The sequence below is a fragment of the Mesorhizobium sp. BR1-1-6 genome (assembly GCF_020165355.1).
In the GTDB taxonomy this organism is placed as follows: Bacteria; Pseudomonadota; Alphaproteobacteria; order Rhizobiales; family Rhizobiaceae; genus Mesorhizobium.
Window position 1 is genome coordinate 962215 of record NZ_JAIUHZ010000001.1, and the last position, 15180, is coordinate 977394.

Here is a 15180-nt window from a genome sequence, read left to right on the forward strand (position 1 = left end):
GAGCCCCGGTGGACGACCCAAGGCTATGCCTGCAACCCAGTCTGTTCAACCAACACGCCGCGCTTGGAACAAATGTCCTCGAACATTGGCGCAATAGGGCTCTCGCGGCGTCGCTGGCCGGCATTTTCCACGCCCTCGCGGCCTCGGGGCCGGCGGCCAGACCACTTGCTGTGCCAATTGAAAGGGCACGCCTGGCTGGCCCGACAGCGGAAAAGTCCGACGGGAAAGTCCGTGGCCTGCCGCCGCTCGCGGCGCCGGTTTTCATCGCCCAAATGCTTGCCTTGTCGGCCCGGCGGTCAGCCTGCCACGGCCCGTACGCTCTCCCTCTCCACCAGCGGACATTCCAGCTTGGTGATGGGATAGCGCCCCCGTCCCACCGTCGCCGGCGCTTCGAGCTGTTCGATCGCCCATTGGCCCATCGCCATATGCGGCAGGATCGAGGTGGTCAGCGGCGGGAACAGATGCCTGGCGATTTCCTCGTCGTCGTAGCCGACCACGGAGATGTCCTGCGGGATGTGCAGGCCGGCTTCCTTCAGCGCTTCGTAGCAGCCGATCGCGGTGCGGTCGTTCTGGCAGAAGATGGCGGTCGGGCGGTCTTTCAGCGCCAGGAGCTTGACGGTCGCGGCATAGCCGGCACTTGCCGACCAGTCGCCCTCGACCACCAGTTCGGGATCGAAAGGGATGTCGGCGGTGGCAAGAGCGCGGCGGTAGCCTTTCAGGCGGTCCTGTGCCGCCTGCATCCAGGGCTCGCCGGTGATGGTGGCGATGCGGCGGTGGCCGTGGCTGATCAAGTGCCAGGTGGAGCTCTGGCCGCCGGCGATCTCGGAGGGCACCACGGCGGGGAAGGCGTAATCCGACGTGTAGCAGTTGAGCAGGATCACCGGGATGTCGAGGCTGTAGAGGAAGTCGGGCGCCGTGATCTCGCGGGTGAAGATGGTCATGTAGATCAGCGCCGAAATGCCCCGCCTGGTCAGCGCCTCTATGGCGCGCGGCTCCATCACGGCGTCGCCCATGGTCTGCGCCACCAGAAGCACGTTGCCGGCGTTCCACGAGGCCTGGCGCGCGCCCTCGATGGCGACGACGGCTTCCGGGCTGGTGGCGAGCTGGTCGACGGCGAAGCCGATCACTCCGTCCAGCCCGTCGAAGGCGGCGGCCGGCGCCTTCAGCGCCGAAAAGGCCGGCGCACTATAGCCCAGCGCCCGCGCCGCCTCGATCACCCGCTCGCGCGTCTGTCGCGACAGTTTTATGCCAGGCGAATTGTTGAGCACGAAGGAAACAGTCGCCTGCGAGCAGCCGGCGGCGCGCGCAATGTCGGTCATGGTGACCCGGCCCTTGGGCTTCACCGGCGCCTTGCGGCGCCTTGCCGTCGCGATATCGGTGGTCTCGCTCATGCTGTTCGTGTTCCCCGGCCTGTCCGGCCTGCCCGGCGACCATCAAGGCCGCGCCGGTTTATAGAAATATCGGCCGACTTATATCTATTAGCGGGCGACCGGTCTACTGGCTAAGGGGCTCGGGCAGCTTAAAATCACAGCATATGAGCCGATTATCCCTTTTGCGCCAAGCCCTTGCGTTCTCGGCAAAGCCAACGGCGTCACCGCCGGCGCGGTCGCCATCGAACGCAACTAATACCGTTTACTAATACGAAAATGCGCTGTAACGTCGGTCCGTCGCGTCCGTTTTCCCTGGGGCGCGGTGCATGCGAATGGCCCGATGGCAAGCGGATAGTACCCCGCGAAGCCTTGTCGCGGACATGTGATATGTCAGACAAATCGGACTATTTACGAACGGGGGATGAGTCTCTAAAGTCCGTCGCCGTGGCTGGAACGACGCCATCTTCAGTGCCGGGAACCCTTGAGGAGGAGGGCGTCCAAGCCGCGAACGGCAAATCAGACAAGTGCAGGATCGGCCGGTCCGACGACCGGCCAAAACGGGAGGTTGAACATGAAATCCTTGATACGCAATGCATCCGTGGCCACCGCGGCGCTGCTGCTTGGCCTGACGGCGAGCACGATCGCGCGCGCCGACGACAAGCCGACGCTGGCCTTCGTCGTCAACGGCGCTTCCGACTTCTGGAAGGCGGCCGAAGCCGGCGTCAAGAAGGCGCAGGGCGAACTGCCCGACTACAATCTCGAGCTGAAATATCCCGAGCAGTCCTCGGTCGCCATCCAGCAGCGGCTGATGGACGATCTGGTCACCGCCGGCGTCAAGGGCATCATGGTTTCGGCCGTCGATCCCAAGACCTCTACCGACGGGCTGAACAAGATCGCCTCGGAAACGGCGCTGTTCACCACCGACAGCGACGCTCCGCAGACCAAGCGCGTCGCCTATATCGGCTCGTCCAATGTCGATGCCGGCAAGCAGGCGGCCGAAATCGCCAAGAAGGCGATGCCGGATGGCGGCAAGTGCCTCGGCTTCGTCGGCCTGCTCGGCGCCGACAATGCCAAGGAGCGCATCCAGGGCATGAAGGATGGCCTGGCCGGCACCAAGATCGAGCTCGTCGACGTGCGCGGCGACGACATCGACCAGGCCCGCGCCAAGAAGAACGTCGAGGACGCGCTCGTCGCCAGCCCCGACGTCACCTGCATGGTCGGCTTCTACTCCTACAACACGCCGCGCATCTATGAAGCGCTGCGCGATGCCGGCAAGCTCGGCTCGATCACCGTCGTCGGCTTCGATGACGATCCGATCACCCTGGGCGGCGTCAAGGAAGGCACCATTGCCGCCACCGTCGTGCAGCAGCCCTTCGAGTGGGCCTATCAGGGCATGAAGCTGATGGCATCCTATCTCAAGGGCGACAAGTCGGGCATCCCGGCCGACGGCCTCATCATCATCCCGACCAAGATCATCGGCAAGGATGACGTCGACGCCTACGCCGCCAATCTGAAGGCGATGGCTGGAAACTAAGACCGAAGGCAGTTCAGCCGGCTCAACGTCGCTTGAGCCGGCTGCTCTTGCATTGACGAACCCTTCGAGGCCAGTCAGTCTGCCAAGAGGTCGGCCCGCCAACGCTGTCAGGCATGATGAATTATTCCGACACATCCATCGCCGCGACCACCGCGTTCCTCAGCCTCGAGAACGTGCGCAAGACCTATCCGGGCGTCGTAGCGCTCGATGGCTTCTCGATGGAGGTCAGGCCGGGCGAGGTCATCGGTCTCGTCGGCGAGAACGGCGCCGGCAAATCCACCTTGATGAAGATCCTCGGCGGCGTGACGCGGCCGGACAGCGGCACCGTCACCGTCGACGGCACCGCCCATGACGGCCTGAGCGTCGAGGGCAGCCTTGGCTCCGGCATCGCCTTCGTCCACCAGGAACTCAACCTGTTCGAGAATCTCGACGTCGCTGCCAACATCTTCTTCGGCCGCGAACCGCTGCGCGCCGGGCCGCTCAGGCTCGTCGATCGCGCCAGGCTGCGCGCCATGGTGGCGCCGCTCCTGAAGCGCGTCGGCGCCAATTTCTCCGCCGACACGCCCGTCGCCGAACTGTCGCTCGCCCAGCAACAGATGGTCGAGATCGCCAAGGCGCTGTCGATCAAGGCAAGGCTGGTCATCCTCGACGAACCGACGTCGAGCCTGCCGATCGCCGAGACCGACAAATTGCTCGACGTCATCAAGGCGCTGAAGGCGGACGGCATCAGCGTCATCTTCATTTCGCATCGCCTGCACGAGGTCGAGCGCGTCGCCGACCGCGTCATCGTGCTGCGCGACGGCATGCTGGCCGGCACCTTGCCCAAGCGCGACATCAACCACGACCAGATGGTCAAGCTGATGATCGGCCGCATGCTGAAGGAGCGCGAGAAGGCTTCCGAGGCGGCCCGCGCCCCCGGCGCCGTCGCCCTGTCGGCCAAGGCCATCCGCACCCCGACCTATCCCGGCCGCCCGGTAGATCTCGACGTCAGGCGCGGTGAAATCCTCGGCCTTGCCGGCCTTGTCGGTTCCGGCCGCACCGAGCTGGCGCGGGTGTTCTTCGGCATCGAAAGCAGCCTCGGCGGCACGCTCGAGCTCGCCGGCAAGCCGCTCTCCCTGGGCTCGGCGGCCGATGCCGTCGCGCACGGCATCTTCCTGGTGCCGGAGGACCGCAAGCTGACCGGTATCCTGCTCGACCTTTCGATCGCCCAGAACATTTCGCTGCCCAACCTGCCGGCGCATGCCAAGCGCTCCTTGGTGTCGACCAGCGCCGAAACGGCAACCGCCGAGAAGCAGAAAAAAGATCTCGGCATCAAGGCGCCCTCGGTTCAGACGCGCACCGGCACGCTGTCGGGCGGCAACCAGCAGAAGGTCGTGCTGGCCAAATGGCTGGCGATGAACCCCAAGGTGATGATCCTCGATGAGCCGACGCGCGGCATCGACATCGGCGCCAAGGCGGAGATCTACGGGCTGATGCGTGCGCTGGCCGACGCCGGCGTCGCCGTGCTGATGATCTCCAGCGACATGGAGGAGGTGATCGGCGTGTCCGACCGCATCGCCGTCATGCATGAGGGCCAGATCTCGGGCATTCTGGACAAGGACCAGTTCAGCCAGGAAAACGTGCTGCTGCTGGCGGTAGGCAAGCAGCCGAAATGATTCTGCCGCCGCGCCGCGGAAGCGCTCGGGCCGGCATTGGGGAGAAGATGATGAGCAAGAAAGATCTCGGCCTGCTGATCCTGATCCTGGTGGTCGGCGCCATCGTCGCCATCATCAATCCGCGCTTCCTGCTGCCGATCAATCTCGCCAACACCTCGAACCTGATCGGACTGTTCGGCATCCTGTCGATCGGCCAGGCCTTCGTCATCATCACCGGCGGCATCGAATTGTCGGTCGGCTCGCTGGTGGCGCTGCTGGGAACGCTTTTCATCGACTTCATCGCCGTGCGCGGCATGGAATGGCCGCTGGCCTTCGTGCTCATCCTGGTGCTCGGTGCCATCATCGGCCTGGCGCATGGCTGGCTGATCACGCGGCTCAAATTGCAGCCCTTCGTGGTGACCTTGTGCGGCCTTTTGATCTATCGCGGCGTCGCCCGCTTCTACACCGCCGACGGCACCGCCGGCTTCGCCTTCGGCCAGAATTTCCCGGAGCTCGAATTCTTGACCGCCGGCCGCTCCTGGGGCGTGCCGAACTCCTTCTTCGCCCTGATCGTCATCGCCATCGTCATGTGGGTGGTGCTGCACCGCTCGGTGTTCGGCCGCTATCTCTACGCCATCGGCAAGAACGAGGAGGCGGCGAAATATTCCGGCATCCGCACCGGGCGTGTCGTCATGGCCGCCTACGTCATCTGCGGGGTACTGACGGCGCTGTCGGCGATCTATTTCGCCATGTACACGCGCTCCATCTCGCCAGCCAGCCACGGCCAGTTCTACGAGCTCTACGCCATTGCCGCGGCCGTGCTCGGCGGCTTCTCGCTGCGCGGCGGCGAGGGCTCGCTGATTGGTGTCATCCTCGGCACCGTGCTGTTGCAGGAGCTGCAGAACCTCGTCAATCTGCTCGGCATCCCGTCCTCGCTCAACTTCGCGGTGATGGGTGGCGTCATCCTCATCGGCGTGCTGATCGACCAGCAATGGGGTGTGTTCCGCGCGCGGCGGCGCATGGTCGACGCCAGCCGCAAGAGCATCGCCGGCGCAGCGGCGGAATAGTCAGGGGCAAAAAGCCACCATCCGCCGTGGCCGTCGAAAGATAACGCCGCTCTATCTCGCCCGCCCCGCAATTCCGCTCGATCTGTTGTCGGCCGTATCTGTGCGGCCCCAAGTGACTTGAGTGCAAAAGGGGGGCGGCATCGCGAAAACGGTCTTGCGAGCTTCCATCCGGATTGGAACGAAACCCTTGTCTGGGCGTTGTTCAAAGCTTTTCTATTCGGAGGCATTGTCATGGCCGCGAATCCGCTAAGCACCGCCAAGGTGGGAGGTCATCCCATCCATCCGATGCTCATTCCCTTTCCTGTCGCGTTCCTTGTCGGCGCGTTTCTCACCGATTTGATGTTCTGGGGGACTGCCGACGCCTTTTGGGCACGCGCGTCGATGTGGCTGATTGGAGCAGCCATCGTCATGGCTCTCCTGGCGGCGATTGCCGGCTTTATCGATTTCCTGAGCGAGCCGCGCATCCGCGCGCTGACGGACGCCTGGTACCATATGGTCGGCAATTTGACCGCCGTCGTTCTGGCGCTGATCAATTTCTATCTTCGCTACAGCCAAGGCGCCGAAGCGGCAGTTCGCCCATGGGGAGTGCTGCTTTCATTGATCGTTGTCTGCATCCTGCTGTTTACCGGCTGGAAAGGCTGGGAAATGGTGTACCGCCATCACGTCGCGGTTCTGGACGCGCCGACACAACCTTCGGCAACGCCGTCGGCCGGCACGCGTCGTGCCGATCACGACCGGCACGCGGCATAAAACGAAGGTGTTTCGATGTTCAGGTCAGGCGAGCGCCACCTGACCATCAACACCTTTAGTCGATCAGCCCCGACATGTCGGAGAACGCCATGGCCTTGCGCAGCACCTCGGCAAAGCGCTCGCCTGCCGCTTCGCGCGAACCGCTATTGTCGATCGAGGTGACGCCGGGTCCGGAGAGCGTCACAGGGGCGCTGCGCGCCAGGCGTGCCAGAACCTCCCCGCGCGACTCGCGGCCACGCATCGCCAGCCGCCCGGCCAGCACATCGGGCGAAGCGGTGATCTCGACGACGGCCAGATTGGCATAGCGCTTTCGCAAGGCAGGGATGATCGCGCGCGATACGTTGGCGACAGCGACATGGCCGTTGGCCACTGCCCAATCGACCTCGGCCGGCAGGCCGTAGCGCAGGCCGTGCGCCTCCCAGGAGACGGCGAAGGCGCCGTCGGCTTCGGCTTCGATGAAGGCGGCATCCGCCAGCGTGTCGTGATCCTCGCTTGCCGTGTCGCTCGGTCTGGTGATGACGCGGCGCACGAACTCCAGCCGCGGCTCGTCGGCGAAAAGCGCCTTGGCATGGCCGATGATCGTATCCTTGCCGGCGCCGCTCGGGCCCACCACGGCAACGAAGACGCCGTCGCGTATCGGAAACGCCTCGGCCGACAGTTCACGCTCGATCAACGCCGACACCATCACGCGACCCGCCGCCCCTGCCGCCAGACCGTGCGCACCACCGGAACGTGGTCGTCGAGGCGCACGCGCACCAGGTCGGCCCGGCGGCCCTCTTCGATGACGCCGCGATCGGAAAGACCGACGGCCTCGGCCGGGTTCTTGGACACCATTGCCACCGCCTGCGGCAGGGAAATGCTATCGACGACGTCGCCGAGAAAGAAGGCGGACTGGATCAGGCTGAAGGGGATGTAGTCGGACGACAATATGTCGAGCAGGCCGTCGCTGGCCAGCGTGCGCGCCGAGACGTTGCCCGAATGCGAGGCGCCCCGCATGACATTGGGCGCGCCCATCAGCACGCCGAGCCCTGCATCCTTCGAAGCCCTGGCGGCTTCCTCGGTGGTTGGGAATTCGGCAACGCGCACGCCTTGCTCGATGGCTTCGTCGACATGGCCCGTCGTCGCATCGTCATGGCTCGCGAGCACGATGCCGCGCTCGTGGCAGGCGGCGGCGATGAAGACGCGGTTCGCCCCCGAATTCCGTGCCGATTCGCCCATCCGCTTCTCGCAGAATTTCTGGAAATCGCGATCGGTCAGCTTCAGCTTGCGTTGATAGTAGTAGGCATAGGTTTCGAGGTTGACGAACTGGCGCTGGCCTGGCGCATGGTCCATCAGCGAGGCGAGCTTCACCCGTTCGTCCGTCTCGAAATTGGCGAAGGCCCTGAGGCAATCCGGCGCCGAGACCTCGCAGCGTAGATGGATGAAATGATCGGCCCGCAATCGATCCATCCGCACGCTGTCCTCGATCGCATCGGCGAGCTTGCGGATGTCGGCGGCGTTGAGATCGGCATCCTCGTCCATGCCGACACGCAAGGCATCGAGCACGGTGGTAATGCCGGCGGTCGCCACTTGCGCGTCATGGGCGAGCACGGCGGCGATCGGGTTCCACCGCACCTTCGGCCGCGGCGCATAATGGCCTTCGAGATGATCGGTGTGAAGCTCGACCAGTCCCGGAATGATGAAGTCGCCAGCCATGTCCTCGCCGGCTCGGACGGCGCCGGCGGATATGTCGGCGATCAGACCGTCACGCATCACGAGCGAGCCGTCGATGATCTCGTCGGCAAGAACGATGCGGGCGTTGCTCAGAATGGTCTCGGCGGTCATTTCAGGCAGTCCTTGGTTTTTTCTGGCCTTTACGGCTTGTTGCTTCAGGCGGTTTTTCTGGCCGGACGGCGCCCCAGCGCGTGCTGGGAAAGCACCATGAACGGGGCGCCGGGTTCGGGCTCGATGAACAACGTCAGCGCGTCCACCGGAACCGGCTGGCGCAGCACCTCGGCGAACAGGCCCTCGATTGCCAGGCGAAGACGAGGGCTTTCCTGTGGCCCGGCCCTGCCGGACAGCGTCATGTGAAAGCGGAAGCTCTCGAAGACGTAAGGATAGCCCCATTGGCAGAGATTGCGGAATTCGCCCGGCTTCAGCGAGTCCGGGCTGCGCCGCTCGATCTCGGCCTCCGTCAACGGCGCGCGAAAGCGGTCGAAATCGCGCACCACATCATCGGCGAAGCGATTGAGCGGAGGCAATGGCGCCTCCGGCACCAGCGCGAAGAAACCGTCGATCTGGCTGACGACGAGACGCGGGATCATTACAACGGGCGTCGCCTCGGCAAAGGCGTCGAGCGCTGCGCGCAACGAGGCTTCGGTTTCGTTGGCCGCTAACCGGAAAGGGGCTTTCAGCGTTGCGTGAAAACCATAGCGCCGTGCCGATGCGGTGTGGAAGGCGACTTCCGCCGCCGACAAATCGCCCACCGCCTCCACCGGTCGCGTCGCGGCGCCGAACGGGTCACGGCCCAGCCAGTTGGCGGCGATCCGCGCCAATTTTTCGTCCTGTTGGGGGGTGAAGTAGATGGCGTAGCGCATCGAAGATCCTCGTCAGCCCGTTGCCATAGGTGATTTCCATGACGGATTGACGAAGCTTTGAAGGGTTTTCGAAGGCAAATCGACCCCGCCGGTCCTTAGCCGACGATTTTTCTGATCTGGACCAACAGGTTCAGCCGTGAACGCGCAACGGTCAGGCCTTCATCAGCCATTCGTGCTCGGGCGCATTGTGGAATTTCCACGTCCGCTTCGGGCCGGCCATGACGTTGAGATAGTAGAGGTCGTAGCCATGGCAAGCCGCGCAGGGGTGATAGCCCTTGGGCACCAGCACGACGTCGCCGTCCTCGATCGCCATCGCCTCGTCCAGCGCGCGGGAGCCGTCCTTGTCGGCGTCGGTATAGACCCGCTGGAAAGCAAAGCCCTGCGGCGGGTTGAGGCGGTGATAATAGGTTTCCTCGAGATAGGATTCGTCGGGCAGATTGTCCTGGTCGTGCTTGTGCGGCGGGTAGCTCGACGTATGGCCGCCGGGCGTGATGACCTCGACCACCAGCAGCGAATCGGCCGGCTTGCCCTCGGGCAGGATGTTGGTGACGTAGCGCGTATTGGTGCCCTTGCCGCGCACCTCCTGGCCGAGGTCGTCAGGCCCGATGACGCGAACCGGCAGGCCGCCGTTCAATCCCGGCGCCGAGCAGACCGCCAGTTCCAGTCCGCTATCAGCCGTCACCGACCACATCGATCCCTGCGGCACATAGACAGACCATGGTTTGCCTTCGAACGGCGACATGCGCTGGCCGAGCAGGCCGAGATCCTTGCCGCCGGCCGTGACCGTGCCCTTGCCGGTGACGAACACCAGGCAGACTTCGCGATCGTCCGTTGTTCCCGAAGCCGTTTGCCCTGATTTCAGCCGATGCAGGTCGAACCCGACATAGGTCCACCCGGCGCTTTGCGGGGTGACATGCGCGACACGGCCATGGCCCTTGTCGGCTTTGACCAGCAGCTTCGACATCCGGTTACTCCTTCGGTTCGACTTCGGCGGGCGCCTTGTTCTCTTCCGCCGGCTTATAGAGATAAAAAAACTGCCAGACGCCATAGCCGGCGAAGCCCAGGGCGATCACGCCCCAGAACGGCGTGCCGCTCGCGAATTCGATGATCGACCAGATGACGCAGACCGCGACGACGGCGACACGCCGCCATAGGGGCCGGAAGAAGGGGTGCTCGGAATCTTTCATCGCGGCAACCTACAGCAAGCCCGGCCTGGCGAGAACCCGATCAGACATCGGGGAAGCCCTGGGTCTCGACCGTGTAGCCGGCCGCCGTCATCACCCGCATCAACTCCTTGTGGCCCACCTGCGCCATCTTGAGCGGCGGGTTCTTCTTCGGGTCCTGTTCGGCCTCGACCACGAACCAGCCTTCATAGCCATGGTCGGCGAAACGCTGCACGATGGCGCCGAAATCCAGCGAGCCGTCGCCCGGCACGGTGAAGGCGCCGAGAGCCACCGCATCGAGGAAGGACTGCTTCGTGCGGTCGAGCTTCTCGATCACGCCCATGCGTACATCCTTCACATGCACATGGCTGATGCGCTTGTGGTGATTGTCGATGGCGCGCAGCACATCGCCGCCGGCAAAGGCCAGATGTCCAGCGTCAAGCAGCAGCGGAATGCCCGCTCCGGAATGGCGCATGAAGGCGTCGAGCTCCGCCTCGGTCTCGACCACCGCCGCCATATGGTGATGATAGGAAAGCGGCATGCCTTGCTCGGCGCACCATTCGCCGAATTCGGTCAGGCGCCTGGCATAGGCCTTCATCTCGTCGCTCGAGAGTTTCGGCTTGGTGGCGAGCGGCTTCGAGCGGTCGCCCTGGATCGAACGGCCAACCTCGCCATAGACGATGCAAGGCGCGTTGACCGCCTTGAACAGGTCGATCATCGGCTGGATGCGATCCTTGTTCTTGCTCATCTCCTCGTCGACCAGCGTGCCCGAGAACCAGCCGCCGCACAGTGTGACGTCAGCCGCCTTCAGGATCGGCAGCATCACCTTGGGGTCCTTGGGAAAGCGCCGTCCCATCTCCATGCCGGTGAAGCCGGCCGAACGCGACTGGCGTAGGCACTCCTCCAACGACACGTCGTCGCTGAGTTCCGCAAGATCGTCGTTCCACCACGCGATGGGGGACATGCCCAGTTTGGCTTTCAAGTCGTCACTCCGGTTCTTGTTCACCCTCCCCCTTGTGGGGAGGGTCGCTGCGAAGCAGCGGGGTGGGGGTGCGGCGCCAGACCCCACCCGGACCTTCGGTCCGACCTCCCCACAAGGAGAGGTAGGGGGTGGGCAGCGCCGAGATCAATCGCCGACGCTCTGCATCCGCCGCTTCTCGTCATAGACCTTGCGCGCCGCGTTCACTTGGCTGCGCTCGGAGACTTCCGGCACCGCCACGTCCCACCAGTGGCCGCCGGCATCGGTGGAGACCAGCGGATCGGTGTCGATGACCAGTACCGTGGTGCGGTCGTTGCCTTTCGCCTGAGCCAGCGCCGTCTCCAGCCCTGCGATCGACGAAACCTTCTCGGCGATCGCCCCCATGCTCGCGGCGTGCGCGGCAAAGTCGACGTCGGGCAGCACCTCGTGGCGCGCATCCTTCAGGAGATTGTTGAAGTTGGCGCCGCCGGTCGCCATCTGCAGCCGGTTGATGCAGCCAAAACCCCTGTTGTCGAGCAGCACGATGGTCAGCTTCAGGCCGAGCATCACCGAGGTGGCGATCTCGGAATTGAGCATCAGGTAGGAGCCGTCGCCGATCATGACGACGACCTCTTCCCCGGGCTTGGCCATCTTGGTGCCGAGCCCGCCGGCAATCTCGTAACCCATGGTCGAGAAGCCGTATTCGGCATGATACGAGCCGGGCGCGCCGGCCTGCCAAAGCTTGTGCAATTCGCCCGGCAGCCCGCCGGCGGCGTTGAGCAGCGTCACGCCGGAGCCCATGGCGCGTTGCACGGCGCCGATCACCTGCGCGTCGGAAGGGTAGGCGGCATTGGTCGACGCCGTCACCTTGGCGGCTTCGGCCTGCCATTCCTTCTTGCCGGCTGCCGCATTGTCGGTCCAGGCGGATGGCGCCTTCCAACCCTTCAGCGCGGCACCGAGTTCGGCCAAGCCTTCGGCCGCGTCGGCGACCAGCGGCGATGCCCGATGCTTGCCGGCATCGAAAGGCTGCACATTCAAGCCGATGATGGTCTTGCCCGAATTCTTGAACAGCGCCCAGGAGCCGGTGGTGAAATCCTGCAGGCGCGTGCCGATGGCGAGCACGACATCGGCCTCTTCCGCCAGCCGGTTGGCGGCCGGCGTGCCGGTGACGCCGATCGCAGCCATGTTGAGCGGATGATCGTCCGGCAGCGAGGATTTGCCGCCCTGCGTTTCGCAGACCGGAATGCCGGCGGCTTCGACGAATTTCATCAGTTCGTCCGAGGCCCGAGAATAGAGCACGCCGCCGCCGGCGATCACCAGCGGCTTGCTTGCGCTCTTCAGCGCTGCAACCGCAGCCGCCAATTCAGCCCGATCCGGGCGCGGCCGGCGCTGGCGCCAGACCCGTTCGGCAAAGAAGCTCTCGGGATAGTCATAGGCCTCGGCCTGCACGTCCTGGCAGAGCGACAAGGTCACCGGCCCGCATTCGGCCGGGTCGGTCAGCACGGCCATGGCGCGGTTGAGCGCAGGGATGATCTGCTCCGGCCGCGTGATGCGGTCGAAATAGCGCGACACCGGACGAAAACAGTCATTGACCGTCGCCGTGCCGTCGGAAAAATCCTCGGCCTGCTGAAGCACCGGATCGGGAACGCGGTTGGCGAAGACGTCACCCGGCAGAAACAGGATAGGCAACCTGTTTACATGCGCAAGTGCCGCCGCCGTCACCATGTTGAGCGCGCCGGGTCCGATCGAGGAGGTGGCGGCCATGAAGCGGCGACGGAAATTGGCCTTGCCATAGGCAATCGCCGCATGCGCCATCGCCTGTTCATTGTGGGCGCGGAAAGTCGGCAGTTCGTCGCGCACCTGGTAGAGCGCCTCGCCGATGCCGGCGACATTGCCGTGGCCGAAGATGGCCCAGACGCCCCCGAAGATCGGCACCTTTGCGCCGTCGATCTCGGTCATCTGCTTGCTCAGGAAACGGGTCAGCGCCTGCGCCATCGTCAGGCGGATTGTCTTGCTCATTGGTTTCCTCCGCAGTCCCTGTGCCCGCGCCTTCTTATGCTGCTTTACGGCCGCGCGCGGCAAGCCATGCCTCGGTCAGCTGCTCGAAGCGCGATGCCATGTCGGCAATCGCTTCGTCGTCCGACATCCTGCCGGAAAGCCATTGTTCGGCGGCATTGATGAAGATGGTGCGGCCGACCGCGAAACCCTTGACGATAGGCGCCTTGGCCGTCGCTGCGAAGGCGGTCTCCAACTCGTCCTGCGGGGCTTCCAGGCCGAGCAGCACGACGCCGCGGCACCAGGGGTCGTTCTTCAGGATCACGGCCTCGATCTTCATCCAGGCGCCCGCGGAAGCCTGCGGCTCGAGCTTCCACCAATCCGGCTTGATGCCGAGCGCATAGAGTTCTTCCAGCGCACGCGGGATGGTCGTGTCGTCGAGCTTGCCGTGCTTGCCGGCGATGATCTCGATGAGAAGCTCCCTGCCCACTTTCCGCGCGGCCTCGAACAGAGTGCGTAATTTCTGCTGCTGTTCCTCCTTCAAGCCCGGCGGATCGTCGGGATGATAGAAGCACAGGCATTTGATGCAGTGGTCGACCGGCCATTCGGTGAGCTGCGAACCGATGTCCTGCGAGAATTCGAAGCGCAGCGGCCGCGAGCCCGGCAGCTCCACCGGCCGCCCGAGCCAGGCAAAGGAATGCCTGGCGAATTCGAACATCGCCTCGCGGCCATGCCTCTCGTCGAGCAGCATGCCGTATCCGTCGCGCCCGGCGGCGACCTTGGCCGCCGCCTTCACCGTCAGCACCTTGAAGTCCTCGATGCGCGAGGCATCGGCGCCGGTCTTGGCCGCCACGTCCTCGAGCTGCACCCGGTGATCGCAGGCGAACGCCATCAGCGAGGGAATGTCGTGCCGGCGCGTCGTTGCCCAATGGATGTGGTTGATCGCCTCGTCCTTGCGCAAGGCCAGATGCCTGCTGCCGTGCTCGAGGAAGAACTGCAATTCCTCGAAGGTCGGATATTCCGGCGCGCACAACAGCCGCGACACGGCGAAGGCGCCGCAGGCATTGGCCCAGGTCGCCGCCGTGGCAAGGCTTTCGCCGCCCAGCCAGCCGCGCAGGAAGCCCGACATGAAGGCATCGCCGGCGCCAAGCACGTTGTAGATCTCGATCGGAAAACCCTTGCCGACCACGCCGTCCTCGAGATCGTCGCTGATAGGCCCGTCATAGACGATGCAACCCATGGCGCCGCGCTTCAAGACGATGGTGGCCGGGGACAGCGAACGGATCGTCTTCAGGGCGCTCAGGCAGTCGTCGGCGCCCGAGGCGATCATGATCTCTTCCTCGGTGCCCACGACGAGGTCGCAATCGGGCAGCACCGTCTTCAACTGCGCCGAGACGCGGTCGGACTTGACGTAGCGCTCAAAACCCTCGGCGTGGCCGGCCAGGCCCCAGAGGTTCGGCCGGTAGTCTATGTCGAACACGACCTTGCCGCCCTTGGCCTTCATGATGCGGATCGCCTTGCGCTGGGCGGCATCGCTGTTGGGCCGGGAAAAATGCGTGCCGGTGACGACGACCGCGCGAGCCGAGGAAATAAACGTCTCGTCGATGTCCTCCTCGGCCAGCGCCATGTCGGCGCAGTCGGAGCGGTAGAAGATCATCGGCGAAACGCCTTCGCTCTCGACCGAAAGCAGCACCAGCGCGGTCAATCGCTCCTTGTCGGTCTTCAGCCCGTCGGTGTTGACGCCTTCGCGCTTCAATTGTTCACGGATGAAGCGGCCCATCTGCTCGTCGCCGACCCGCGTCAGCAGCGCCGAACGCAGGCCGAGCCGCGCCGTGCCGACCGAGATGTTGGCCGGGCAGCCGCCCACCGACTTGGCGAAGGAGGTGATGTCCTCCAGCCGCGAGCCGATCTGCTGGCCATAGAGGTCGACGGAAGCCCGGCCGATGGTGATGACGTCGAGCGCAGCGTATTTCGCGTCCACGGCTTCGCTCATTGGAACCTCCCGTCGGGCCTGTTATGTTGGGGTACACGCGCGAGCGGCAGCGTGGCGCCGAAAAATATGAAATAATAATTCCAATCCATAGTCAATATGGAATGAGCATTCCCCGATCTAAAATCGCCTTTTGCCTTCCC

Annotated in this window: 13 protein-coding genes; 4 read left to right on the top strand and 9 right to left on the bottom strand. The window is 64.5% G+C overall.

What is annotated here, in order from left to right; genetic code table 11:
• Window positions 1–296 precede the first annotated feature (296 nt).
• Window positions 297–1391, bottom strand: coding sequence for a LacI family DNA-binding transcriptional regulator (locus LB545_RS04725; RefSeq protein WP_224704526.1), 1095 nt, complete (start codon window positions 1389–1391; stop codon window positions 297–299).
• Window positions 1392–1941: 550 nt separating this feature from the next.
• Here LB545_RS04725 and LB545_RS04730 point away from each other — a divergent pair.
• The 4 genes from LB545_RS04730 to LB545_RS04745 all read left to right on the top strand — a co-directional run bounded on the left by LB545_RS04730 (window position 1942) and on the right by LB545_RS04745 (window position 6355).
• On the top strand, window positions 1942–2904 hold the full coding sequence (locus LB545_RS04730; RefSeq protein ID WP_140491278.1) for a sugar-binding protein: 963 nt from the start codon (window positions 1942–1944) through the stop codon (window positions 2902–2904).
• Window positions 2905–3020: 116 nt separating this feature from the next.
• Complete coding sequence (locus LB545_RS04735) at window positions 3021–4559, top strand: sugar ABC transporter ATP-binding protein (RefSeq protein WP_140561826.1); 1539 nt, start codon at window positions 3021–3023, stop codon at window positions 4557–4559.
• A 50-nt stretch (window positions 4560–4609) separates the two neighbouring features.
• Window positions 4610–5605, top strand: coding sequence for an ABC transporter permease (locus LB545_RS04740; protein ID WP_140517717.1), 996 nt, complete (start codon window positions 4610–4612; stop codon window positions 5603–5605).
• Window positions 5606–5836: 231 nt separating this feature from the next.
• Window positions 5837–6355, top strand: a complete 519-nt coding sequence (locus LB545_RS04745) for a DUF2231 domain-containing protein (RefSeq protein WP_140625522.1) — start codon at window positions 5837–5839, stop codon at window positions 6353–6355.
• 55 nt (window positions 6356–6410) lie between these two features.
• On the opposite strand, the gene phnN is transcribed toward LB545_RS04745, so the two are convergent.
• The 8 genes from phnN to LB545_RS04785 all read right to left on the bottom strand — a co-directional run bounded on the left by phnN (window position 6411) and on the right by LB545_RS04785 (window position 15040).
• The gene (gene phnN / locus LB545_RS04750; protein WP_224704528.1) at window positions 6411–7043 is read right to left on the bottom strand and encodes a phosphonate metabolism protein/1,5-bisphosphokinase (PRPP-forming) PhnN; all 633 of its coding nucleotides are present in this window, start codon (window positions 7041–7043) and stop codon (window positions 6411–6413) included.
• Complete coding sequence (locus LB545_RS04755) at window positions 7040–8179, bottom strand: alpha-D-ribose 1-methylphosphonate 5-triphosphate diphosphatase (protein ID WP_140879304.1); 1140 nt, start codon at window positions 8177–8179, stop codon at window positions 7040–7042. Before LB545_RS04755 ends, phnN begins: the two co-directional genes overlap by 4 nt.
• 44 nt (window positions 8180–8223) lie before the next feature.
• Window positions 8224–8931 carry a DUF1045 domain-containing protein gene (locus tag LB545_RS04760; RefSeq protein WP_140491270.1) on the bottom strand — a complete coding sequence of 236 codons (708 nt, stop codon included), beginning with the start codon at window positions 8929–8931 and terminating at the stop codon, window positions 8224–8226.
• Window positions 8932–9082: 151 nt separating this feature from the next.
• Entirely contained in the window at window positions 9083–9895 is an 813-nt protein-coding gene (iolB, locus tag LB545_RS04765; RefSeq protein ID WP_140491268.1) for a 5-deoxy-glucuronate isomerase, read from the bottom strand.
• 4 nt (window positions 9896–9899) lie between these two features.
• Complete coding sequence (locus LB545_RS04770; RefSeq protein WP_224704530.1) at window positions 9900–10118, bottom strand: DUF3329 domain-containing protein; 219 nt, start codon at window positions 10116–10118, stop codon at window positions 9900–9902.
• 40 nt (window positions 10119–10158) lie between these two features.
• Window positions 10159–11076, bottom strand: coding sequence for a myo-inosose-2 dehydratase (gene iolE, locus LB545_RS04775; protein ID WP_224704532.1), 918 nt, complete (start codon window positions 11074–11076; stop codon window positions 10159–10161).
• Window positions 11077–11220: 144 nt separating this feature from the next.
• On the bottom strand, window positions 11221–13071 hold the full coding sequence (gene iolD / locus LB545_RS04780; protein WP_224704534.1) for a 3D-(3,5/4)-trihydroxycyclohexane-1,2-dione acylhydrolase (decyclizing): 1851 nt from the start codon (window positions 13069–13071) through the stop codon (window positions 11221–11223).
• 34 nt (window positions 13072–13105) lie between these two features.
• Window positions 13106–15040 carry a bifunctional 5-dehydro-2-deoxygluconokinase/5-dehydro-2-deoxyphosphogluconate aldolase gene (locus LB545_RS04785; protein WP_224704536.1) on the bottom strand — a complete coding sequence of 645 codons (1935 nt, stop codon included), beginning with the start codon at window positions 15038–15040 and terminating at the stop codon, window positions 13106–13108.
• Window positions 15041–15180 lie beyond the last annotated feature (140 nt).